At 73.3% G+C, this 22474-nt stretch carries 20 protein-coding genes and 2 tRNA genes; 19 read left to right on the top strand and 3 right to left on the bottom strand.

The features are described from left to right. Positions 1-47 precede the first annotated feature (47 nt). From proB to ACWDNY_RS22840, 5 genes are all read left to right on the top strand, one after another. The gene (gene proB / locus ACWDNY_RS22860) at positions 48-1154 is read left to right on the top strand and encodes a glutamate 5-kinase (protein WP_451647655.1); all 1107 of its coding nucleotides are present in this window, start codon (positions 48-50) and stop codon (positions 1152-1154) included. Positions 1155-1305: 151 nt separating this feature from the next. After that, positions 1306-1764, top strand: coding sequence for a hypothetical protein (locus ACWDNY_RS22855; RefSeq protein ID WP_451647654.1), 459 nt, complete (start codon positions 1306-1308; stop codon positions 1762-1764). A gap of 271 nt (positions 1765-2035) precedes the next feature. Continuing rightward, positions 2036-3322 carry a glutamate-5-semialdehyde dehydrogenase gene (locus ACWDNY_RS22850; RefSeq protein WP_451647646.1) on the top strand — a complete coding sequence of 429 codons (1287 nt, stop codon included), beginning with the start codon at positions 2036-2038 and terminating at the stop codon, positions 3320-3322. A 183-nt stretch (positions 3323-3505) separates the two neighbouring features. Beyond that, a complete protein-coding gene (locus tag ACWDNY_RS22845) occupies positions 3506-4060 on the top strand; it encodes an SCO2584 family spore wall biosynthesis protein (RefSeq protein ID WP_451647645.1) in 555 nt (184 codons plus the stop codon). 88 nt (positions 4061-4148) lie between these two features. Next, the gene (locus ACWDNY_RS22840) at positions 4149-5219 is read left to right on the top strand and encodes an SCO2583 family membrane protein (RefSeq protein ID WP_451647644.1); all 1071 of its coding nucleotides are present in this window, start codon (positions 4149-4151) and stop codon (positions 5217-5219) included. A gap of 33 nt (positions 5220-5252) precedes the next feature. Here the strand turns inward: ACWDNY_RS22840 and ACWDNY_RS22835 are convergent, their stop codons facing one another. After that, positions 5253-6389, bottom strand: a complete 1137-nt coding sequence (locus ACWDNY_RS22835; protein WP_451647643.1) for a M48 family metallopeptidase — start codon at positions 6387-6389, stop codon at positions 5253-5255. A gap of 99 nt (positions 6390-6488) precedes the next feature. On the opposite strand from ACWDNY_RS22835, the gene ACWDNY_RS22830 reads away from it, so the two are divergent. The 10 genes from ACWDNY_RS22830 to ACWDNY_RS22785 all read left to right on the top strand — a co-directional run bounded on the left by ACWDNY_RS22830 (position 6489) and on the right by ACWDNY_RS22785 (position 11989). Continuing rightward, entirely contained in the window at positions 6489-6653 is a 165-nt protein-coding gene (locus tag ACWDNY_RS22830; RefSeq protein WP_451647642.1) for a hypothetical protein, read from the top strand. A 108-nt stretch (positions 6654-6761) separates the two neighbouring features. Further along, positions 6762-6926, top strand: coding sequence for a hypothetical protein (locus ACWDNY_RS22825; protein ID WP_451647641.1), 165 nt, complete (start codon positions 6762-6764; stop codon positions 6924-6926). A 79-nt stretch (positions 6927-7005) separates the two neighbouring features. Further along, complete coding sequence (nadD, locus tag ACWDNY_RS22820) at positions 7006-7680, top strand: nicotinate-nucleotide adenylyltransferase (protein ID WP_451647640.1); 675 nt, start codon at positions 7006-7008, stop codon at positions 7678-7680. Positions 7681-7696: 16 nt separating this feature from the next. Continuing rightward, the gene (locus ACWDNY_RS22815; protein ID WP_451647639.1) at positions 7697-9511 is read left to right on the top strand and encodes a LytR C-terminal domain-containing protein; all 1815 of its coding nucleotides are present in this window, start codon (positions 7697-7699) and stop codon (positions 9509-9511) included. Between the two features lie 178 nt (positions 9512-9689). Next, positions 9690-10133 (top strand): ribosome silencing factor, encoded by a 444-nt coding sequence (rsfS, locus tag ACWDNY_RS22810; RefSeq protein WP_451647638.1) that lies wholly within the window; start codon positions 9690-9692, stop codon positions 10131-10133. Then, positions 10127-10792, top strand: coding sequence for a histidine phosphatase family protein (locus ACWDNY_RS22805; RefSeq protein ID WP_451647653.1), 666 nt, complete (start codon positions 10127-10129; stop codon positions 10790-10792). The genes rsfS and ACWDNY_RS22805 overlap by 7 nt, the downstream gene beginning before the upstream one ends. A 120-nt stretch (positions 10793-10912) precedes the next feature. Beyond that, positions 10913-10985: transfer RNA gene (locus ACWDNY_RS22800), tRNA-Ala, on the top strand. A 322-nt stretch (positions 10986-11307) separates the two neighbouring features. Continuing rightward, positions 11308-11481, top strand: coding sequence for a hypothetical protein (locus ACWDNY_RS22795; RefSeq protein ID WP_451647637.1), 174 nt, complete (start codon positions 11308-11310; stop codon positions 11479-11481). 3 nt (positions 11482-11484) lie between these two features. Continuing rightward, complete coding sequence (locus tag ACWDNY_RS22790; protein WP_003976229.1) at positions 11485-11718, top strand: hypothetical protein; 234 nt, start codon at positions 11485-11487, stop codon at positions 11716-11718. Between the two features lie 198 nt (positions 11719-11916). Further along, positions 11917-11989, top strand: a tRNA-Ala gene (locus ACWDNY_RS22785). A 395-nt stretch (positions 11990-12384) separates the two neighbouring features. Here the strand turns inward: ACWDNY_RS22785 and ACWDNY_RS22780 are convergent. Both ACWDNY_RS22780 and ACWDNY_RS22775 read right to left on the bottom strand, forming a co-directional pair. Continuing rightward, positions 12385-13995, bottom strand: a complete 1611-nt coding sequence (locus ACWDNY_RS22780; protein ID WP_451647636.1) for an NADH-ubiquinone oxidoreductase-F iron-sulfur binding region domain-containing protein — start codon at positions 13993-13995, stop codon at positions 12385-12387. After that, a complete protein-coding gene (locus ACWDNY_RS22775; RefSeq protein WP_451647635.1) occupies positions 13992-15299 on the bottom strand; it encodes a cytochrome b/b6 domain-containing protein in 1308 nt (435 codons plus the stop codon). Before ACWDNY_RS22775 ends, ACWDNY_RS22780 begins: the two co-directional genes overlap by 4 nt. 415 nt (positions 15300-15714) lie before the next feature. On the opposite strand from ACWDNY_RS22775, the gene leuS reads away from it, so the two are divergent. From leuS to ACWDNY_RS22755, 4 genes are all read left to right on the top strand, one after another. Then, the gene (gene leuS / locus ACWDNY_RS22770) at positions 15715-18597 is read left to right on the top strand and encodes a leucine--tRNA ligase (protein ID WP_451647634.1); all 2883 of its coding nucleotides are present in this window, start codon (positions 15715-15717) and stop codon (positions 18595-18597) included. 325 nt (positions 18598-18922) lie between these two features. Continuing rightward, entirely contained in the window at positions 18923-19666 is a 744-nt protein-coding gene (locus ACWDNY_RS22765) for a hypothetical protein (protein ID WP_451647633.1), read from the top strand. A gap of 72 nt (positions 19667-19738) precedes the next feature. Next, positions 19739-20584 (top strand): DegV family protein, encoded by an 846-nt coding sequence (locus ACWDNY_RS22760; RefSeq protein ID WP_451647632.1) that lies wholly within the window; start codon positions 19739-19741, stop codon positions 20582-20584. Positions 20585-20772: 188 nt separating this feature from the next. Beyond that, positions 20773-21978, top strand: a complete 1206-nt coding sequence (locus ACWDNY_RS22755) for a helix-hairpin-helix domain-containing protein (RefSeq protein WP_451647631.1) — start codon at positions 20773-20775, stop codon at positions 21976-21978. Positions 21979-22474: the final 496 nt, after the last annotated feature.

The following is a 22474-nucleotide window of genomic DNA, read 5'->3' as shown; positions in this document are numbered from 1 at the left end:
ATCCGGGCGAGGGGACGAGCGGCAAGGTGGCTGGAGCAAGGCAGGACGTGGGCGAGGCGCGCAGGGTCGTCGTGAAGGTGGGGTCCTCGTCGCTGACCACCGCCGCGGGCGGCCTGGACGCCGACCGCGTGGACGCCCTCGTCGACGTGCTGGCCAAGAGCCGGAGCGACCGCGCCAGGGAGATCGTCCTGGTCTCCTCGGGCGCCATCGCCGCCGGACTCGCTCCGCTGGGACTGCGCCGTCGCCCCAGGGACCTGGCCCGGCAGCAGGCGGCCGCGAGCGTGGGCCAGGGGCTGCTGGTGGCCCGCTACACCGCCTCCTTCGCCCGCTACGGCGTCCGCGTCGGGCAGGTTCTCCTGACGTCCGACGACATGAGCCGCCGCGCGCACCACCGCAACGCCTCCCGCACGCTCGACGAGCTGCTGGCGATGGGCGCCCTGCCGGTCGTCAACGAGAACGACACCGTCGCCACGGACGAGATCCGCTTCGGCGACAACGACCGGCTGGCCGCGCTGGTCGCCCATCTCGTCCGCGCCGACCTGCTGGTGCTGCTGTCCGACGTGGACGGCGTGTACGACGGGGACCCGAGCCGCCCGGGCACCTCGCGGATAGCGGAGGTACGCGGGCCGGCGGACCTGGCGCACGTCGAGATCGGCAGCGCGGGCAAGGCCGGCGTGGGCACCGGCGGCATGGTCACCAAGGTCGAGGCGGCGGCGATCGCGGCGGCGGCAGGCGTGCCCGTCGTGCTGACCAGCGCGGTGCACGCCGCCGACGCCCTGTCCGGCGGTGACACCGGCACCTACTTCCACCCCACCGGCAAGCGCTCCGCCGACCGGCTGCTGTGGCTGCAGCACGCCTCCGCACCGCAGGGCGCCCTCACCCTCGACGACGGGGCGGTGCGCGCGGTCGTGGAGCGCCGCAAGTCGCTGCTGCCGGCCGGGATCGCCGCCGTCGACGGGGAGTTCACCGCCGGCGACCCGGTCGAGCTGCGGGACGCCTCGGGGTGCGCCGTGGCCCGCGGGCTCGTCAACTTCGACGCCAAGGAGATCCCCCTGCTGATCGGCCGTTCGACCCGCGAGCTGGCCCGCGAACTCGGGCCGGCCTACGAACGCGAGGTCGTGCACCGGGACGACCTGGTGATCCTGCGGCCGTAATGGGCCGAATCGTCCGCGGGCCGGGACCGTGAAGGCGGGGACGTTCCGCAAAACCGCCCCACGGAGCCTTGCGGCCTGCTGCACTTTGTGTCGGGGGACCGATTCCGCACGAGACCGCGAGCACTGCGTAAAGGAGGCCGTCGTGAGACGAGTGCGCCCTGGGGCGGCGTCCCGCGGTGGTGCCGGCGGGTCCCCCTCCCGTGCGGCCGGTGAGGAGCGCGCCCTGACCAGCGTGGCGGCCGGCGACCGTTACGAGGAGCCCCGGGACCTGCCCCGGCTGTGGCACATCACCCTCAGCGTCTCCGGCAGCCAGGCCCCGCTGCACGAGGTGCGGCGCGGCCTGGAACAGCTCGCCCACGACCACCCCTTCCTGCTGACCAGCCGCTACGCGGGCGACCACGCCGAGATCCGCTACTGGGAGGAGGCGCGCGACCTGCACGACGCGGCCGCCGTCGCCCTGCGGCTGTGGGGCGAACACCGGCACAGCGCACGGCTGCCGCCCTGGGAGATCGTCGGTCTGGAGGTCATCGACCGAGAGACCTACCACCAGCGCCTCGCGGAGGGCTACGGCCCGCCGCCGGCGACCCCCGTGGGCGTCCATCCGTACTGAGGGCCCGCGACCGGGTTCTCCAGGGACAGGGACGGAAGTGCGGAAACGGTGCCGGGCTCCGGTCGGGTTCCGGGGCGCCGCCCAGCGTTCCGCCGCGTCCTACCGTCCTCGCTGTCCTTGACGTCCTCGTACCCGCCCCCGATCCCGGGCACACGACGCACCGGGCCGTCCCGGCCCGGGCCCGTCCGCCGGGCCCGGACCGGCCCGGCGGACGGGCCCGGGCCTCGGAACGCTCCGCGGACGCGCCCCGGCCGCGCACTACCCTTCCCTCATGACCACGCTCTCGCCGTACGACTCGATGTCCCCGGTCACCCAGGCCGCCTACCGCGCCAAGGCCGCCGCCGCCGACCTCGCCCCGCTGCCGCGCGTGGACAAGGACGACGCGCTGCTCGCCGTCGCGGACGCCCTGGAGGTCCGGACGAGTGAGATCGTCGAGGCCAACGCCCAGGACGTCGCCAGGGCCCGCGAGGCCGGCACCAGCGAGTCCGTCGTCGACCGGCTCACCCTCACCCCGGAGCGGGTCCGCGCGATCGCCTCGGACGTACGCGACGTCGTGGCCCTGCCCGACCCGGTCGGTGAGGTGGTCCGCGGCTCCACGCTGCCGAACGGCATGGACCTGCGCCAGGTCCGCGTGCCCCTCGGCGTGGTCGGCATCATCTACGAGGCCCGCCCGAACGTCACGGTGGACGCCGCGGCGCTGTGCCTGAAGTCCGGCAACGCCGTCCTGCTGCGCGGTTCGGCCTCCGCCTACGCGTCGAACACCGCCCTCGTCCGGGTGATCCGGGACGCTGTCGGCGGCGCGGGCCTGCCCGCGGACGCCGTGCAGCTGGTGCCGGGCGAGAGCCGGGAGAGCGTGCGCGAGCTGATGCGCGCCCGCGGCCTGGTGGACGTGCTCATCCCGCGCGGCGGCGCCTCGCTGATCCGGACGGTCGTCAACGAGTCCACGGTCCCGGTGATCGAGACCGGCACCGGCAACTGCCACGTCTACGTCGACGCGACGGCCGACCTCGACATGGCCGTGGACATCCTGGTCAACTCCAAGGCGCAGCGGGTCAGCGTCTGCAACACCGCGGAGACCGTGCTGGTCCACCAGGACATCGCCGCCGAGTTCCTGCCGCGCGCCCTCGACGCGCTCGCCGAGGCCGGCGTGACCGTCCACGCCGACGAGCGGGTCATGGCGTATGCCAAGGACTCCAGGGCGACCGTCGTCGAGGCCACGCCCGAGGACTGGGAGACCGAGTACCTCTCGTACGACATCGCCGCCGCCGTCGTCGACTCGCTCGACAAGGCCGTCGAGCACATCCGGCTGTGGAGCTCCGGCCACACCGAGGCGATCGTCACCACCTCGCAGCAGGCGGCCCGCCGGTTCACCCAGCTGGTCGATTCCACGACGATCGCCGTGAACGCCTCCACCCGCTTCACCGACGGCAGCCAGTTCGGCTTCGGCGCCGAGATCGGCATCTCCACGCAGAAGCTGCACGCCCGCGGCCCGATGGGCCTGCCGGAACTGACCAGCACCAAGTACATCCTCACCGGGGACGGGCACACCCGGCGCTGAGCCGCCGCAGCGCACCCGCGGCGCGGCGGTCCGGCGGGCACCGGCGGGCGGACCGCCGCACCCGCGCACATCCCTCCGGCACGTACCGCCCGGATGGACCGACCCGGGGGAGGACCGTCTCAGCAGGCGGATGAATGTCCATACCGTCTGCCCAAATTGATCCCTCAGGTCTACTCTGGATCCGTGCCGGAGGACGTGGGGGGCACGCCGTTCCCTGACGGCTGGGAGCCCGACGACGACCACGACCGCGGAGTGTCGGACGAAGAGTTCGCCTCCGTGGTTCTCGACGAGGCCTTCGTGCGGGCGGCCGTGATCCACGAGCCGACCGCCGTCGAACGCCTCCTGGCCGCCGCGCAGGCCAGAGCCGAGGCCTCCGAGGCGGAGTCCCGCCGGGCGCACGCCACCGGCGAGCGCTACGGCACCGACTTCGGTCACAGCCACGAGTTCGACCCCTTCGACGACGCCGACGACTTCGAGCGCCGCCACGGATTCCCCGGGGCGTACGGCAGACAGGTCCGCTGGCACCGTCCAGTCGCCTGGATGCTCGCCGTCGTGATGGGCGTCGGCATGGTCGCGCTGGCCTTCGTCGCGGTCTACCACGGGGATCCTTCGGGCAACGACCGGGAGCAGGCCCCGCCGCCCGCCTCCACCGGCCCGGAGCAGGGCGGCGCGGCGGTTCCGCCGGCCTCCGCCGACCCCGCGCAACCGCCCGTCCCGGCGGTTCCGCACACCCCCTGAGAGTCCTCGGCGGCCCTGGCGGGAATCGTCTGAACTTGTCGTGTACCAGCGACGTTTACCGAGGCGCAGGGCGACCTACTCTGATGATATGGGAGGGCCCGGAGACCCGCCTGAGGGAACACCCGAAGGCGGCCGCGGCGGCGCGGAGGACGAGTACCGATCCGTCGTCTTCGACGAGTCGTTCGTCCGTGCTGCCCGGCTCCAGGAGTACTCAGCGCAGGAACGGATGACCGACCACACCCCGGCCGTACGCCGGCGTCCCCCGCTGCACCGCGGGCTGTCCCGGCACGTCCTGATCCTCGTCCTGCTGATCGCCATGGCCTTCGGCACCGCGGTCTACATGGGCGTGCGGCACCCCTACCCGGCCGCGCAGGCCGGGCAGCCCGCCGAGTCGCTGCGCATGTCCGTCGTCCCGCTCGCCCCGCAGGGGCGGGTGCCCGGGACGGCGGACCCGGCGTACCTGTACGCGCACAGCCCCGCCGCGCAGTTCGCGGTGGGTGCCGAGGGAATCCCGCTGCCCGCCGTCCGGCGCACCGCGCACTTCGCGGAGAGCCAGGTCGTCGCCGCCCTGACCACCGCCAAGGACTACCTCGTCGAATCCTCCCTCGACCCCCAGGTCCTCCTCGGCGGCCAGGTCTACGTCGTGCGGGCGCTGATCGGGCCTGGCCAGCTCCGCCAGTTCCAGCAGAGCTTCGAACGGCCCGCCGCCGACGGCCGGCACGCGCCCACCGGGTGGCTGGTCCGCTTCGACCCCGCCCGGGCCGAACTGGCCGACCGCGGGATCCGGGTGCAGGGCACGCTGCACGCCACCGAGGCCGACGCCTCCACCTTGGAGGTCACCTCGGACCACACCTTCGTCTACGCGCTGCGGCCGGCCGGTTCCGGCGGCACGGGGCGGGCCTCGCTGTTCACCGTCCGGCGCGAGCTGCGGTTCCGGTTCGACCGCGACGATCTGCGCCTGCACCAGGTCGAACTGGTCTCCTCCTCCGTCCAGGCGGGGCCGCTCTCCTGCGCCGAGGACGCGGCGAACCGGCTGCGGCCGCTCCTGGCCGGCCAGAGCGCCGGGGCGGGCGGCCCGGCCGGAACGGACCCGTACGCGAGGAACGGCGTGACGGCGCTGTGCGGCTCGCTGGCGGCGGGCGCCCAGCCGAGGGTCTGAACGGCCCCCGGGCTCAGCCCTCGTCTTCCGGGCTCAGCCCTCGTCTCCCGGCGGGGTGCCGTTCGTGCCCGGCGGCGGGCCCTCCTGCGGCGGCGTGTCCCCGGGCCCGCCGCCCTTCGGCGGCGCCGAGCCCGTGAAGCCGGCGAAGCCGCGCCGGACCCGGCCGCCCAGGTCCCCGGCCCCGCCCGCGAGGTCGGTGACCAGCTTCATCAGCGGGTCCTTGGAGTTCCTCACCTGGCCGGCGTAGTGCGCGGCCGAGTCGCGGAAGGAGTCGCCCACCCCGGCGTCCTTGTCCTCGCTGCGCCGCGGGTAGTGCCCGTCCATGATCCGCTGGTGGTCGCGGGACTCGGCCCACCTCTTCAGCTCGGCCGCGCGCACGGCGGCGAAGGGGTGGCTGCGCGGCAGCACGTTGAGAATCTTCAGCACCGAGTCACGCAGGTCGCCCCCGGCCTCGTACTCCTCGGCCTGCTCCAGGAACGCGTCCACGTTCATCTCGTGCAGGTGGTTGCCGCCCGCCAGTTTCATCAGGCCGCGCAGCGACGCACGCAGGTCCTGCCCGACCAGCAGCCCGGCCCGGTCGGCGGACAGTTCGGACTTGCGGAACCACTCGCGCAGCGCCGTCACGATGCCCATCACCGCCAGGTTGCCCAGCGGGATCCAGGCCACCCGGACGGCGAGCTGGGTCAGGAACAGCAGCACCGTGCGGTACACGGCGTGCCCGGACAGGGCGTGCCCCACCTCGTGCCCGACGACCGCCCGCATCTCCTCCTCGTCGAGCAGTTCGACCAGGCCCGTGGTGACCACGATGACCGGCTCGTCCAGGCCGACGCACATCGCGTTGGGCCGGGGGTCCTGGGTGACGTACATCTGCGGGACCGTGTCCAGGTCCAGGATGTAGCAGGCGTCCCTCAGCATGACGTTCAGGTGGGCGAACTGCTGGTCGGACACGCGCACCGAGTCGGACAGGAACAGCAGCCGCAGACTGCGCTCGGGCAGCAGACCGCTGAGGGCCTTGAACACCGCGTCGAAGCCGCTCAGCCGGCGCAGCGCGACCAGGGCGGACCGGTCGGCGGGGTGCTCGTACGCGCGTGAGGAGATGCCCGGGAAGCGCCTGCGCTGCCTGCCCGGCGAGCGTTCGTGCCGGTCCGTCCCACGGCCGTCGTCAGACATGTCGTCCCCCATACGTCTGTGTGCCCGGTGTGCCCCCGAGGCATCGCCCACCCTAAGCGGAGTTACCGTGGTCGGGCAGTACAGCGAAGGAGTCCCGCCATGGAGAGCCGACCCGCAGCCGCCTGGCTTGTCGACGCCGCTGACGCGGCCGCCCGGGACCAGGGGTCGGGCTACCTGCTCCGGGTCGTCCTGATCGTGATGGTGGTGGGCTGTGTGCTCACCGGGTGGTTCCTGCTGCGCGGGTACCGTCAGAAGGACGACTGAGGCGCCGGGACGGTTCCCACGGCGGAGTCGGCGTGATCGGCCGGTGGGCCGCCGCTTACGATGGGCCGACATCTTTATCCCGCCCACACCCGTTAGGTCCTGCCGAAGATGAGCTTCCACAGTGCCGCAGCCCAGTTGGTCACCCTTGCCGCCGAGGGCGAGGAGCACGGCGGCAACCACGAGAGCCTGAGCCCGTTCGTCACGGGCGGCTGCGCGTTCCTCATCCTGCTGCTCCTGTTGTGGATCACCACCCGCTTCAACCGCGACCGCTGAGCCGCGGCGGCGCCGTTCCGGACGGTCCCGGGGGTCCGTCGGCCGACGCGTTCATGCCGGGCCGGTAGGGTCTGCACGCATGGGAGAGCAGGACATGCCTACCGGTCCGGCGAGTGACCAGGTGAAGCGCCCGGAGCGGGGACCCGGCAGCGGCCCGTCGACGCCGGGCAAGCGCCGCCTCGGTGTCATGGGCGGAACGTTCGACCCGATCCACCACGGGCACCTGGTGGCGGCCAGCGAGGTCGCCGCCCAGTTCCACCTGGACGAGGTCGTCTTCGTCCCGACGGGGCAGCCGTGGCAGAAGAGCCACCGCGCCGTCTCCCCGGCCGAGGACCGGTACCTGATGACGGTGATCGCGACCGCCGAGAACCCGCAGTTCTCCGTGAGCCGCATCGACATCGACCGCGGCGGCCCCACCTACACCGTGGACACCCTGCGCGACCTGCGCGCGCTCAACCCGGACACCGACCTGTTCTTCATCACCGGCGCCGACGCCCTCGGCCAGATCCTCACCTGGCGGGACTCCGAGGAGCTGTTCTCCCTGGCCCACTTCATCGGCGTCACCCGGCCCGGCCACCACCTGAGCGACCCGGGACTGCCCGAGGGCGGCGTCTCCCTCGTCGAGGTGCCCGCCCTCGCCATCTCGTCCACCGACTGCCGTGCGAGAGTCGCCGCCGGCGACCCCGTCTGGTACCTGGTGCCGGACGGCGTCGTGCGCTACATCGACAAGCGACAGCTGTACCGCGGCGAGTGAGTCGGGAGGGGGACAGGTGAACGACCGATACGACGCCGGCTACGGGGGCGACCAGTACGAGCTCGTCGGCTACGACGAGTACGGGCAGCCCGTGTACCGGCACATCCCGGCGCAGCAGGCCCCGCAGCAGGCCTATGACGCCTACGGCCGGCCGTACGGGCAGCAGGACCCCTACGACCCGTACGCGACGGGCGGGCAGCAGCAGTCCGCGCCGTACGCGACGGGCGGGCAGCAGCAGTCCGCGCCGTACGCGACGGGCGGGCAGCAGTCCGCGCCGTCCCACGACGGCTACGACACCGGCCGCCAGGCGCCCGTGCCTCCCTACGACCCCTACGGCTCCGAGCGCACTGACGGCACCTACGGCTCCCGGAGCGCTCACGGCACCTACGGGTCCGGTCGGCCGGAGGCCCCCGGCGCGGGGCCGGCGGCGCCCTACGACGCCTACGGCCGTACCGAGGCCCCCGGCCTGCGGTCCGGGGACGCAGCGACGGCCCCGCGCATCCCGCAGCAGGCCCGCCCGGCGGAGCAGGAGCCGGACCGGGGGACCGGGGACCGGGAGTACCACACCGAGCAGTTCGCCTTCGTCGAGGAACCGGACGACCACTCCGAGGACGTCATCGACTGGCTGAAGTTCACGGAGAACCGCACCGAGCGCCGCGAGGAGGCCCGCCGCCGGGCCCGCGGCCGCGTCGTCGCCCTGGTCGTCGTGCTGGCGCTGGCGGCGGCCGGCGGTGTCGGCTATCTCTGGTACGCCGGGAAGCTGCCCGGAGTGTCGTCCTCCGGCGGGAGAACCGGCACCGCCACCCCCGCGGCCGCCCAGAAACGCGACGTGATCGTCGTCCACCTGCACAACACCGTCAAGGGCGGCACCTCGACGGCGCTGCTCGTCGACAACACCACCACGCGGCAGGGCACCACCGTCCTGCTGCCCAACACGCTCGCCCTGACCTCCGACGACGGCAGCGGCACGACCCTCGCCGAGTCGGTCGACGACGACGGCTCGGCCGGCACCCGGGACCAGCTCGACACCGTCCTCGGCACCAGCATCCAGGGCACGTGGCGGCTGGACACCCCCTACTTGCAGAACCTCGTCGACCTGGTCGGCGGCATCGAGGTGGACACGGACACCGACGTGCCCGACCCGGACGCGAAGAAGCAGGGCACCGCCCCCCTCGTCCACCGGGGCGAGGACCAGACGCTCAGCGGCAGGATGGCCGTCGCCTACGCCACCCACCGTGCCTCCGGGGAGTCGGCGAACGCCCAGCTGCAGCGGTTCGGCCAGGTCATGCAGGGCGTGCTGCGCAAGATCTCCTCCGACCCGCAGGCCGCCACCGTCACCGTGCAGACACTGGCGCAGATCCTCGACCCCTCACTCACCGACAAGGACCTCGGCACCTTCCTGGCCAAGCTCGCCGACCTCGCCAAGGGCGGCGACTACAGGACGGCGCTGCTGCCGGTGCAGAACGACGGCAGGCTCAGCGCGCAGACCAGCGAAAGCGTCGTGAAGGACGTCCTCGGCGGCACCGCGAGGAGCCCCGAGCAGTCGACGGCCGTCCGGGTGTCCGTGCAGAACGCCGGCGGCGGCGAGGACCGTACCGACAAGGCCCGCGTCGCCCTGCTGAACGGCGGTTTCACCTTCATCGAGGCCGGCACGGCGTCCGAGGTGCGGCAGACCTCGAAGGTCCTCTACGCCGACGCCGCCGGCAAGGAGAACGCCACCGAGGTCGCCAAGACCCTCGGTCTGCCCGCCGGGTCCGTCGCCCAGGGCAAGGTCACCTCGAACGCCGACGTGTCGGTCGTCCTCGGCCGGGACTACGACCCGGCGTCCTGACGGGACCTGCGGGAGGCCGCCCGGTGCGGCGGGCTCCCGCAGGCCGGTGCTCCGCGGGACGGGCCCCGCGGTGGTGGGGTCCGGGCGGCGCCGGCCCCTGATCGCTTCGACGGGTGGGGCGTGCCCGGCGGTCCGTGAGACCCTTGACATCAAGTGACCACCGACGGAAAGCCTGGCAGTGACCGCAACCGACCGCTCCCTCGAACTCCTCGACACCGCCGCCCAGGCGGCCGCCGACAAGCTCGCGCACGACATCATCGCCTACGACGTCAGCGACGTGCTGTCGATCACGGACGCCTTCCTGCTCGCCTCCGCTCCCAACGACCGCCAGGTCAAGGCGATCGTCGACGAGATCGAGGAGCGGCTGCTGAAGGAGCGCGGCGCCAAGCCGGTGCGCCGCGAAGGCGACCGCGAGGCCCGCTGGATCCTGCTCGACTACGTGGACATCGTCGTCCACGTCCAGCACAGCGAGGAGCGCGTCTTCTACGCGCTCGAGCGGCTGTGGAAGGACTGCCCCGAGGTCGAGCTGCCCGAGGACGCGAAGGCCACCCGCGGCAAGGCCGAGGAGCACGCCCGGCAGCAGGCCGCAGGGGAGGCGGCGGAGCCGGACGGTGCCTGGTGAGCAGCGGCGCCGGTGACGGGACCGGCCGGGGCCGCCGCATCATCCTGTGGCGGCACGGCCAGACGTCCTGGAACGTGGAGCGCCGCTTTCAGGGCACCACGGACGTGGAGCTGACCGAGACCGGCATCGGGCAGGCCCGCCGCGCCGCCCGGCTGCTGGCGTCCCTGGGACCGGACGCGATCGTCTCCTCGGACCTGTTGCGGGCCCGGCGGACGGCCGCCGAACTGGCCGCGCTCACCGGTCTGGACGTCGCCCAGGACGAGGGCCTGCGGGAGACCTACGCAGGCGTCTGGCAGGGGCTGACGCACGAGGAGATCATCGCCCGGTACGGCGAGGAGTACACCGCGTGGAAGCGCGGTGAGCCCGTGCGCCGCGGCGGCGGCGAACTCGAGACCGAGGTCGCCGACCGCGCGGCTCCCGTCGTGCTGCGGCACCTCGAGAAGCTGCCCGACGACGGCACGCTGGTCGTGGTCAGCCACGGCGGCACGATCCGCACGACGATCGGGCGCCTGCTCGGCCTGGAGGCCCGGCACTGGGAGAGCCTGGGCGGCCTGTCCAACTGCTGCTGGTCCGTCCTCGGCGAGGGCGCCCGCGGCTGGCGGCTGCTGGAGCACAACGCCGGCACCCTGCCCGAGCCGGTCCTCGGCGACGACGACTGAGCCGTCCCGGGGCGACCCGGGACCCCGGATTTCACTTTCCGGCAGGTCGCAGGCTAAAGTTCTTCTTGTTCGCCCCGCCGAGCGGGGCGAGAGACCATGCGGCTCAGCCGCGTGGGACGAGGGGCTATAGCTCAGTTGGTAGAGCGCCTGCATGGCATGCAGGAGGTCAGGAGTTCAATTCTCCTTAGCTCCACGGACGACTCGCTGTCGAGCCGTCAGAGATCCGATCAGAATAATCCCGTCCCGGCAGGGGCGGGATTTTCTGTTGCCCGGCGAGGGGGCGCGGCGCGGCTCCGCGCGCGAGCACGCTGGTTCCTGACCGGCTTGAGTCACTCGGGGGCCCGGGGGCGTATACCTCTGCGCAGGCGCTCTCGGCGTGCGTGTACGCGCTGGCCGGGACGGCGACGGCGGGTGCCGTGGCCGGACTGGTACCGAGGCGTCGCTGACCGTATCGGCCCGGCCGTGGCAGAATCAAACGGCCGGAAGGGGGCGCGGCCCGACGGGAGGGAGTAGCGATGCCTGCCAGCATCCTCGTGGAGGTCGACCGCCTCCACGACGGGGCGTTGACACGGGACACGGTCACCCGCCTCAGCTGCCCCTCCTGCGGTTCCCTCCACGTGGCGCAAGTCCTCGGCGACAACGGCGGGATCTCGTACGTGTGCACGGCCTGCGGCCACAGCTGGAGCTGATCGATGGGTGCCCACAGGCGGAAGTGCGACTGGTGCGGCAGCGGCACGCCGATCGTCCGGGACATGGAGCCGGTCAACCCCGACTACCAGTACTGGTGCGAGGAGTGCGCGCGGGCGCTGATCATAAAGGGCGACCCCATCGAGACGTACCGCGAACTGGAGGGCGAGCCGATCTACGGCCGCCTCCTGGAGGAGCACTGCACACTCAAGCGGTTCTATTCGTTCGTCACGGCGTGATCGGGCCGGCCCCCTGCGAGGGGGCCCGGCGGCCTGTGTTCGTCCGGGCGTACTTGCCGAATTTTCCGGCCTTCCTGACATATCGGACACAACGGAAAGCGATTTGGTGTGGCACCCCTGGGACCGTGTAATGTTGGCGTCGCCGCCGGGGGAACCGGGCGGCACGGTGAGAATGCGGCTCCGCCGCACTGACCGCGAGGGGCTATAGCTCAGTTGGTAGAGCGCCTGCATGGCATGCAGGAGGTCAGGAGTTCAATTCTCCTTAGCTCCACAGAAACGAAGGCGGGTCATCCGATCGGATGACCCGCCTTCGGCGTTTCACCGGTGACGAGCGCCCAGCGGGTGCCGGACCGGGACGGCAGGTGCGGAGTCCGGACGGCGGGCGCGGGGCTTCGTACGGCGGTGCGGGGGCCGGACTGGGGGCGCGGGACTCCGTACGGCGGTGCGAGGCCCGGACTCGGGGCGCGGGACTCCGTACGGCGGTGCGGGGCCCGGACTGGGGGCGCGGGACTCCGCGCGGCGGTGCGGGGCCCGGACTGGGGGCGCGGGACTCCGTACGGCGGTGCGAGGCCCGGACTCGGGGCGCGGGACTCCGTACGGCGGTGCGGGGCCCGGACGGCCGACGGCGGGGCGCCCCCGATGGGCGGCCCGCCGTTCGCCGTGTGTTCAGCGGCCGAGGGCCCGGCGGCCGCGGCCCTGGGAGAGGACCGGCAGGTTCCGCGAGGGTGCCTGCGCGCGCGTGTCCTCCTCCAGGCGCAGGGCCAGCGCCGGGCAGCGGCGCACCGCGCGCAGCGCCTTCTGCTCCGCGTACCGCGGCACCTGCGCCTGGGCGACGGTCGGGAAGCCGTCGGCGCCCAGTTCGAAGACCTCCGGAAGGATGTCCGCGCACAGGCCGTGGCCCCGGCACAGCGTCCAGTCGACGTAGATCTTCTGGCGGCTGGGACCGGTCTCCTCCGCCTCGGCGCCGCCGGGGATCCCCGTCGGTGCCCTGCCGCCCTCGAACAGGGGCAGGACGCCCTGCACGGGCCGGCCGCAGCCGTTGCCGAGGACATGGGCGGCGAGGTCGTCCGTGAAGGCCTTGACGGTCGACTCCAGGAACATCGCGGAGCCGTCCGGGTGCGAGCACGCCCCGCGCCTCTTGACGTTCCGGGCGACCTGCTTCAGTGCCTCGAGGGCGGCCGGTCCGCCGCCGTTCAGGATGTCCTCAAGACCGCGCGCGGCGGCCGGAAGGCCGAGGTAGCAGGGGCCGCACTGGCCGGCGCTCTCCTCGGCCAGCCACTTGGCGACCTGGAGCGACTCGCCCAGCGGGCAGGTCTCCTGAGTGATCGGCAGGATCGCCCCCGCGCCGAGCGAACCGCCCACCGCGTCCAGCGAGTTGCGCGAGACGATCGCCTCGTTCACGGTCGCCGCGTCGATCCACTTGCCGTGGTAGCCACCGGTCAGCACGCCCTGCGGCACCGGCGGAGCGCCGGCCAGCTGCAGGACGTAGCGCAGGGGCACACCGGTGGGCACCTCGATCACCATGGGGCGGGCGACCGCGCCGGACACCGTGAGCATCACGGTGCCCGGCTCGTCGTACAGACCGGTGTTGCCGTAGCGCTCCGGGCCGATGCGCGCGGCGATCGCCAGCTGGGCGAACGTCTCGGCGTTGGACAGCAGCGTCGGCGCGCCGCCCACACCGTTCTGCGAGGCGCTGACCTTGCGGCCCGGCGGGATCGCCGGGCCGCCGTCGATGGAGCGGATCAGCGACGCGGCGGCGCCGGTGACCATGCGCACCGGGTTGCGCTGCACCCGGGCGCGAAGGGCCGACCGGCGCCCGTTGCTCAGGCCGCGCTCGGCGAGCGCGGCCTCCATGGAGCGCTGGGTGGACTCCCGGGTGACGCCGACCACCAGCGTGCGGGCGCCGAGCGCCTCCGCGCACAGCAGGGCGCCGTCCAGGATGAGGTGCGGGGCACGGTTGATCAGCACCGTGTCCTTGCGGCAGGCCGGCTCGTCCTCGCTTCCGTTGACGACGACGACCGGCCGCACGCCGCGGCGGATCGCCGACTCGGCGACCGACCGCAGCTTCTTGTGGAAGGGGAAGCCCGCGCCGCCGCGGCCCCTGAGGTTGATGGCCTCGGCGAGCTGCGCGAGCTGCTCGCCGCCCATCGGTTCGAGCGGCCCGTGCACCTTCAGGTGCATGGGCAGATCGAGTCGTTCGACAAGGTCGAAGCCCGACGTGAGCTGGGGAAGGCCGACCACGCGGACTTCTGGGACGTCGGGCAGGGCCTCGTTCACCTATAGCCTCCGGAAGGCATGTTCCAAGGTTCGCCCGAACCCGGTCCGTCGAAGGACGCACCGGGGGGTGTTTCTGTGGCGGGACCGCTGTTGTACGTGTCGTTCGAGTTGTACGTGCCGTACAGCGGGTTCGTCTCACCGGTGTCGTACACGTCACGTCCGCCGTACCCGCCCGCGCCCGGATTGTTGTAGGCGGGGATGGTGTATCCCGTGTCGGCCATGGGGTCGTAGGACGACCGGGGCGCCTCGCCGACGGGCGGCGGGGAGGGGATCGGCCAGCTGCCGGACGTGGCGCCGGTGCTGTCCATCCGCGGCATCGTCTCCGTGGCCTGCAGGTCCAGCGGCAGGTCCAGGCGCGCGGTCCGGTCGGCGGTGAACGGCTGCCCGGCGGGCGGCGTCGAGACGGCCCGGTAGGCCGCGGCGAAGCCGGAGGGTGCGGGCTCCGCGACGGCGGCGGCCGGAGCCCCGTAGGACGCGGCGGGCCCCGGGACGCGGGGGAGCGACCCCGTGGAGCCGGCGGCCGAGGACCGGGCCGCCCGAGCTCCCTCGTAGCCCGGCAGGGGGGAGTCCGCCGCCCTGGCCCGGCTCGCGTCCAGGTCGTCGAGACCGGGCCGTTCCCCACTGCCCAGCAGCGTGACCAGGCGGTCGGCGACCCGGCGCTTGACCGGGCGCGGCGCCGAGCGCAGCGCCAGGGCCCCCATGACGCCGAGCAGGGACAGGCCGTAGAGGATCACGAAGATCGGCTTGGCCTGGCGGCCGGCGTACAGGCCGTGGACCAGCGCCGCGCCCCAGGCCGGGTAGGCCAGCATGTGCATCGCCCGCCAGCGGGCCGCCACCGGGGCCGGGGAGGCGAAGTTGCTGCGCAGCGCGCCGGTGATGCCCACGAAGACCATCAGCAGGCCGGCCACCGAGCCCAGCCCGATCAGGCCGCCGATGCCGGTGACCCCGAGGGAGAAGGGGACGACCGCGGCGATCAGCTGGGTGTGGTCCAGGGCGATCTTGGTGGTGATGTGCAGCAGCAGGAACGCGATCGAGGCGACCGCCGTCGTGCGGTGCACGGCCTGGCCCACGATCCGCTGGCGCGTGTTGAGGAAGATCCGGTCCTGGGCGACCAGTCCCCAGATGACCGAGCAGCTCAGGGAGACGAGGGAGAGGACGCCCGCGCCGAAGTTGAGGAAGTCCTGGGCGCGGTCACCTCCGACGAGCACGATCACGGGTATGAGGAGCAGGACGACAGCCGACGCCACCCCGTAGGCCGAACGGCCGGGTTTGGGGAGCGTGCTGTTACTGCGACGAGCGTTCATGGGGGCAACTCCGAGCGGTGATGTCGGGCAGGCGGTCCCGAGCACGAACTCTAAGTCGCGCCAAACCGAGCGGTAGGACGTTTGAGTTATTGCGCTGTTATCAAACAGGTGCACGGCCGTCCCGTTGTCCCCATAGCGGCTGTTACGCCGGGTAATCTTTGCGCCTCGCTCAACTTTTCAGGAGCTTCACAACCGGATGGCGGGCGTTCCGGCCCGCGGCGGAGCTCGTCGCGGCGTACTCGACGGCTGCGGTACCCTGACGCCATGCGTGCCGTACGCCTTCTGCTTAGCGAGCCGCGCTGATCAGTCCCGACCGCCGGGTGAAGCGGGTGGTCGGAATCGGCGCGGCGTCCCCTCCTGTGCGAGGGGATTTTTCATTTCGCCGGCAGAGACGATCGATGGAGCTTTGAGGATCATGAGCGAGACGAACCCCGCTGCCGCCGCCGCCGAGCCGGCGGAGGCAGCGCCGCACCGCTACACGGCCGCCACGGCGGCCGCCATCGAGGCACGCTGGCAGGACGTCTGGGACGCCGACGGCACGTACGCGGCGCCGAACCCCGAGGGTGACCTGGCGGGCGACCCGGAGCTGGCCGCCCGGCCGAGGAAGTTCATCATGGACATGTTCCCGTACCCCTCGGGTGCGGGACTGCACGTCGGACACCCCCTCGGCTACATCGCCACCGACGTCTACGCCCGGTTCCAGCGGATGACCGGCCACAACGTCCTGCACACCCTGGGCTTCGACGCCTTCGGCCTGCCGGCCGAGCAGTACGCCGTGCAGACGGGCACCCACCCGCGCGTGTCCACCGAGGCCAACATCGACAACATGAAGGCCCAGCTGCGTCGGCTGGGCCTGGGCCACGACAAGCGCCGGTCCTTCGCCACGATCGACCCGGAGTACTACAGGTGGACCCAGTGGATCTTCCTGCAGATCTTCAACTCCTGGTACGACGACGAGGCGGACAGGGCCCGCCCGATCTCCGAGTTGGTCGCCCAGTTCGAGAGCGGTGAGCGCGCCGTCCCCGGACACACCCGCGGCTGGCAGGAGCTGACCGCCGCCGAGCGCGCCGACGTCCTGGGCGAGTTCCGCCTGGCCTACGCCTCCGACGCGCCCGTGAACTGGTGCCCCGGCCTGGGCACCGTGCTGGCCAACGAGGAGGTCACCGCCGACGGCCGCTCCGAGCGCGGCAACTTCCCCGTCTTCAAGGCCAAGCTGCGCCAGTGGAACATGCGCATCACCGCGTACGCCGACCGGCTGCTGGACGATCTGGACGGACTGGACTGGCCCGAGGCCATCAAGCTGCAGCAGCGCAACTGGATCGGCCGCTCCGAGGGCGCCCGCGTGGACTTCCCGATCGACGGCGAGCACCTCACGATCTTCACCACGCGCCAGGACACCCTGTTCGGCGCGACCTACATGGTGCTGGCACCCGAGCACCCGCTGGTCGACAAGTTCACCCCCGCCGCCTGGCCCGAGGGTACGCACGAGGTGTGGACCGGCGGTCACGCCACCCCGGCGGAGGCCGTCGCCGCGTACCGCGCGCAGGCCGCCTCGAAGTCCGACGTGGAGCGGCAGGCCGAGGCCAAGGACAAGACCGGCGTCTTCACCGGCGCCTTCGCGACCAACCCGGTCAACGGGGAGCAGGTCCCGGTCTTCATCGCCGACTACGTCCTGATGGGCTACGGCACCGGCGCGATCATGGCCGTCCCCGCGCACGACAGCCGTGACTTCGCCTTCGCGCGCGCCTTCGAACTGCCGATGCGCTGCGTGGTGCAGCCCACCGACGGCCGCGGCACCGACACCACCTCCTGGGACGACGCCTTCGTCGCGCACGACGCGACGATCGTCAACTCCTCGAGCGAGGAGGTGCGGCTGGACGGCCTGGGCGTCGTCGAGGCCAAGGCGCACGTCACCGAGTGGCTGGAGCGCAGGGGCATCGGCGAGGGCACCGTCAACTACCGCCTGCGGGACTGGCTCTTCAGCCGCCAGCGCTACTGGGGCGAGCCCTTCCCGATCGTCTACGACGAGGACGGCATCGCCCACGCGCTGCCGGAGTCGATGCTGCCGCTGGAGCTGCCGGAGGTCGAGGACTACTCGCCGCGCACCTTCGACCCGGACGACGCCGACACCCAGCCCGAGACGCCGCTGTCGCGCAACGAGGACTGGGTCAACGTCACCCTGGACCTGGGCGACGGGCCGAAGAAGTACCGTCGCGAGACGAACACCATGCCCAACTGGGCCGGCTCCTGCTGGTACGAGCTGCGCTACCTGGACCCGCACAACAGTGAGCGGCTGGTCGACCCCGAGATCGAGCGCTACTGGATGGGCCCGCGCGAGGGCCGGCCGCACGGCGGCGTCGACCTGTACGTCGGCGGTGCCGAGCACGCCGTGCTGCACCTGCTGTACGCGCGCTTCTGGTCCAAGGTCCTGCACGACCTGGGGCACGTCTCCTCCGCTGAGCCGTTCCACAAGCTGTTCAACCAGGGCATGATCCAGGCCTACGTCTACCGTGACAGCCGCGGCATCGCGGTGCCGGCCGCCGAGGTGGAGGAGCGGGACGGCGCCTACTACTACCAGGGCGAACAGGTCACCCGCCTGCTGGGCAAGATGGGCAAGTCCCTGAGGAACGCGGTCACCCCGGACGAGATCTGCGCCGAGTACGGTGCGGACACGCTGCGCCTGTACGAGATGGCGATGGGCCCGCTGGACGTCTCCCGCCCGTGGGACACCCGCGCGGTGGTGGGCCAGTTCCGACTGCTGCAGCGGCTGTGGCGCAACATCGTCGACGAGGCAACCGGCGAGGTCACCGTCACCGCCGAGGAGCCCGGCGAGGACACGCTGCGCGCCCTGCACAAGGCGATCGACGGTGTCCGCCAGGACCTGGAGGCGCTGCGCTTCAACACCGCCATCGCCAAGGTCACCGAGCTGAACAACCACCTGACCAAGGCGGGACGCCCGGTGCCGCGCACGGTCGCCGAACCGCTGGTGCTGATGGTCGCACCGCTGGCCCCGCACATCGCCGAGGAGCTGTGGCACCGGCTGGGCCACTCCGACTCCGTCGTCCACCGGGACTTCCCGGTCGCCGATCCGGCGTACGTCGTGGACGAGACCGTGACCTGCGTCGTCCAGGTCAAGGGCAAGGTCAAGGCGCGTCTGGAGGTGTCGCCGTCCATCTCCGAGGAGGAGTTGGAGAAGGTGGCGCTGGCCGACGAGAAGGTCGTCGCGGCGCTGGGCGACGCCGGCATCCGCAAGGTGATCGTGCGGGCGCCGAAGCTGGTGAACATCGTCCCGGCGTAAGTGGCCCGCCCCCGTCACCGGCCGACGACGCCGGCCTCGGGGCGGTCCCCTGGGGTATGTGCGGCGGAGCAGGCCGGAGGAGTCCGGCGGCAGCCCGCAGCCCGGGTGAGCGGGGTCCGGTGCGTGCGGCCGCACGGCGGAGGAGGGCGTCGGCGCGGAGCGACGACAACGCCGCGGGCGGGCGTGCCGGCCCCGCGTCTGCGGCACGACGGGCCGGACAGCCCCTACGGGCAGGTTCAGGGTTCCTCCGGAACTCCGGGCCTGCCCGTTGCGTTTACCGTGGAAGAGCGTGCCCTGTGCCGTCGGGGATTCGAGGAGGAGCACCGTGGAAGCAGTCGTCACCGTGTTCGCCGTGCTCTTCCTGCTCTTCGTCGTGCTCGGGGCCTACGCCGCGGTGAAGGCCGTCGGCGCCGCCAGACGCGGCGTGGACCGCACCCTGACCGAGGCCCGCCGCGCGGTCGAGGACCACACCCTGCGGGCCAGATCCTTCGCCCAGCCGGGCCCGGCGGGCGAGCTGGCCCGGCTGCGTCTCGCGCTGCGCACGTCGATGCGCGCCACGCAGGACGCCCTGCACGCGTCGGCGGAGGAGGACGGGTCCCTGAAGGAGTCCCTCGCCCTCTTCCGGCGGCTGAGCGCGCACGGGCACGAACTCGACGACGAGTTGCGGCGTCTGGAGTCCGAACCGGACCGGGCCCGGCTCGCCGAGCGGCTGCCGGCCCTGCGCGAGCGCACCCGGCGCATCACCGACTCGGCGGACTCCCTGCGCTGGGCCGCCCGGGACCGCGCCCGCCGCTTCGCCGACGACGACCTGGACACCCTCAGTGCCCAGATCGACCTGGAGGCCGGCGCCCTGCGCCACTGGACCGGCGCCGACCAGGCCGCTCCGCCGCCGTGGCCCGAGGCGCCCGCCGCCGAGCCGGATCCCGGCCCGGGCACGGCGCGGCAGGCCCGGCCCGAGGGCCCGCGGCAGTCCGCGGCGCAGGACCAGGCCCGTCCCTCCCTCACTCCGCCGGCGCGCCGCCCCACCCCTCCGTGGCAGAAGAGCGCCCGCCCCGAGAGCACGACGTGATCCGGACACACGCGTCCCCCGCGGGCCGGGGCGGGCTGCCGTCGGGCCGCCCCAGCAGGTAGCCTCCAGCTCATGTCCCGCCATGTCGCGATCGTCACCGATTCAACGGCCTACCTGCCGCCGCGGACGATGGAGCGCCACGGCATCACCGCGGTGCCGCTGACCGTCGTCCTCGGCGACCGGGCGCTCGAAGAGGGCACCGAGATCTCGACGCGTTCGCTGGCGCAGGCGCTCCAGAAGCGGTGGCCCGTCACCACCTCACGCCCCAGCCCGGAGCTCTTCGCCGACACCTACCGCAGGGTCGCGGACACGGGCGCCCGCGGCATCGTCTCCCTCCACCTGTCCGCCGAACTGTCGGGCACCTACGACGCCGCGGTGCTCGCGGCGCGCGAGGCGCCGGTGCCGGTGCGCGTGGTCGACACCGGCATGGTCGCCATGGCGCTCGGCTTCTGCGCCCTCGCCGCGGCCGAGACGGCGGAGGAGGGCGGCACCGTGGACGACGCGGTCGCGGCCGCGGAGAAGCGCGCCGGGGGCACCTCCGCCCTCTTCTACGTCGACACGCTCGACTTCCTGCGGCGCGGCGGCCGGATCGGTGCCGCGCGGGCACTGGTCGGTTCCGCCCTCGCCGTCAAGCCGCTGCTCCAGCTCACCGGTGGCCGGATCGAGCCCTTGGAGAAGGTGCGCACGGCGACGAAGGCGATCGCCCGCCTCGAGGAGATCGTGGCCGAACGGGCGGGCGGCGCCCCGGTCGACATCGCCGTGCACCATCTCGCCGCCCCCGACCGGGCGGCGTCCCTCGGCGACCGGCTGCGGGCACGGGTGCCGGGCCTGGCCGACCTGCACGTCAGCGAGGTCGGCGCGGTCATCGGAGCCCATACGGGCCCGGGATTGCTGGGGGTCGTGGTCTCGCACCGGTGAGGCCGGCGGGGGAAGGGCACCTCGACGGGGAGTTTCGTCGGCCGGGTGCGCGCGACCGAGCGCTCACGACCGGGCCGCCGCCGCTCCCGTCACTCGTCCGAGTGGTGAAGTTGTCCACAACCGGGCGGTAGTCCCCGGGTTTCGACCAAGATCATCGCGAGCGTGCCGAGGTGCCCGATCCTCGGCCCATGGCACTTCGACCACGCTCACGCACCGCGATCGCCACCAGTGGACCGGGCCGCGCCCCGGCCTCCGACGGCCGCGCCCGCCACCGCCGCCCACCGGCCCGCCGGGCGACGCGGCCCGACCGGCAGGCGTCGGCCGGGGAACTGCGCAGGCGGGCGGAGACGTTGTTCGGCGCCGGGGCCGCACGTCCCGAACGCGCCGCGGAGCCATCGCAGCCCGGGTGCCCCGACCGGCCCGGGCGACTCGGCAGCCCGCTCGGACAGCCCGGCCCTCCCCAGCGCCTCGGCGGCGCCGGGCGCCGTGAACAGGCGGAAGGGGAGCGTGTGCCGGGGAGCCGAGCGCCGGCCACCGCCGTGCGCGGCGGCCTCCCCTGGGCCGCTCACCCTGGGAGCGGGCAGGCGCCGCCGGATCCACGACCCGCGACGGATACCGCGGTCGCCGGGCCGGCGGCGACTCACGACGGGGTGCCGGCATGGCGGGACAGGGCCCGGCTCGCCCTCCGCGACCGGCTGCCGCTGTGGGCGCAGACCAGGTGCGGCCTGGAGCGCAGGAGCGTCGTCGCACTGACGGCGCTGCTCGTCCTCGCCTCGGGGTTCGCCGTGCAGCACTTCTGGGCGGGCCGCACCCAGCCGGTACAGGCACCGGAGGTGGTGCGGGCGGCGGCTCCCCACACCGGCCGGGACGGGAGCGGGGCCGCCCCCGCGCCGGCGGCGGCTGCCGCGGCCCCCGGGCCGGGCGCGGGGGCCTCGGCCGGGCCGATGATCACGGTGGACGTCAGCGGCTCGGTCCGCCGCCCGGGCATCCACCGCCTTCCCCCGGGTTCGCGTGTTGCCGACGCGCTGCGTGCGGCGGGCGGTGCCCGCCCGGGCACCCGCACCGACGGACTCAACCGGGCCCGCTTCCTCGTGGACGGCGAACAGGTGGTCGTCGGCGGTCCGGCGACGGCGGCACCGGCCGGGCGGGGCGGCACGACCGCCGGCGGCGTGGCCGGTGCGGCAGCGGCGGGCGGCGTCACCGGCCCGGTGTCCCTGAACACGGCCACCGCCGACCAGCTGGAGACCCTGCCCGGCGTCGGTCCCGTGCTGGCGCAGCACATCATCGACTACCGCACGCGGCACGGCGGCTTCCGCTCGGTGGACGAGCTGCGTGAGGTGAACGGCATCGGCGACCGCCGCTTCGCCGACCTGCGCAATCTCGTACAGCCATGAGCCACGCCCCCGACGGCCGGCGCGGGCAGCCGCCTCTCGTGGGGCCGGCGGACCAGCAGGCGGCCACCACGGAACCGGCCGCGCCGACGACGACGCCACCCGCACCGCCGCCCCGCCCGGACCGGCGAACGGCCGGCAGGGGGCCTGCCGCACCGACGACGGCCCCACCGGCACCGCCGCCCCGCCCGGATCAGCAGCCCCCGTCCCGCCCCCGCCCGGCCGTGCACGCAGCCTCCGGGAGGCGTCTTGGCGCCTCCCACCCCCGTCAGGAAGGTCCGCCGGACCTGCGACTCGTCCCTCCCGCGCTCGCGGCCTGGGCGACGGCGGCGTGGGCGCTGGACGCTCCGCTGTGCCCGGTGACCGGCGTCGCGGTGACGTGCCTGGCGGCAGCCGCCGTGCTTATGCTCGGCCGGGGCGCTCATGGCGGGGGCGCTGCTGGTCACGCTGACGGCGTGCGGCGGGGGAGGCTCGGGGCCGGAGTCCGGCGGGGGCAAGA

This window comes from Streptomyces sp. NPDC003697 (assembly GCF_053587115.1).
Note: the sequence above shows the minus strand (reverse complement) of the source record. Positions and strands in the feature narration are given on the sequence as shown.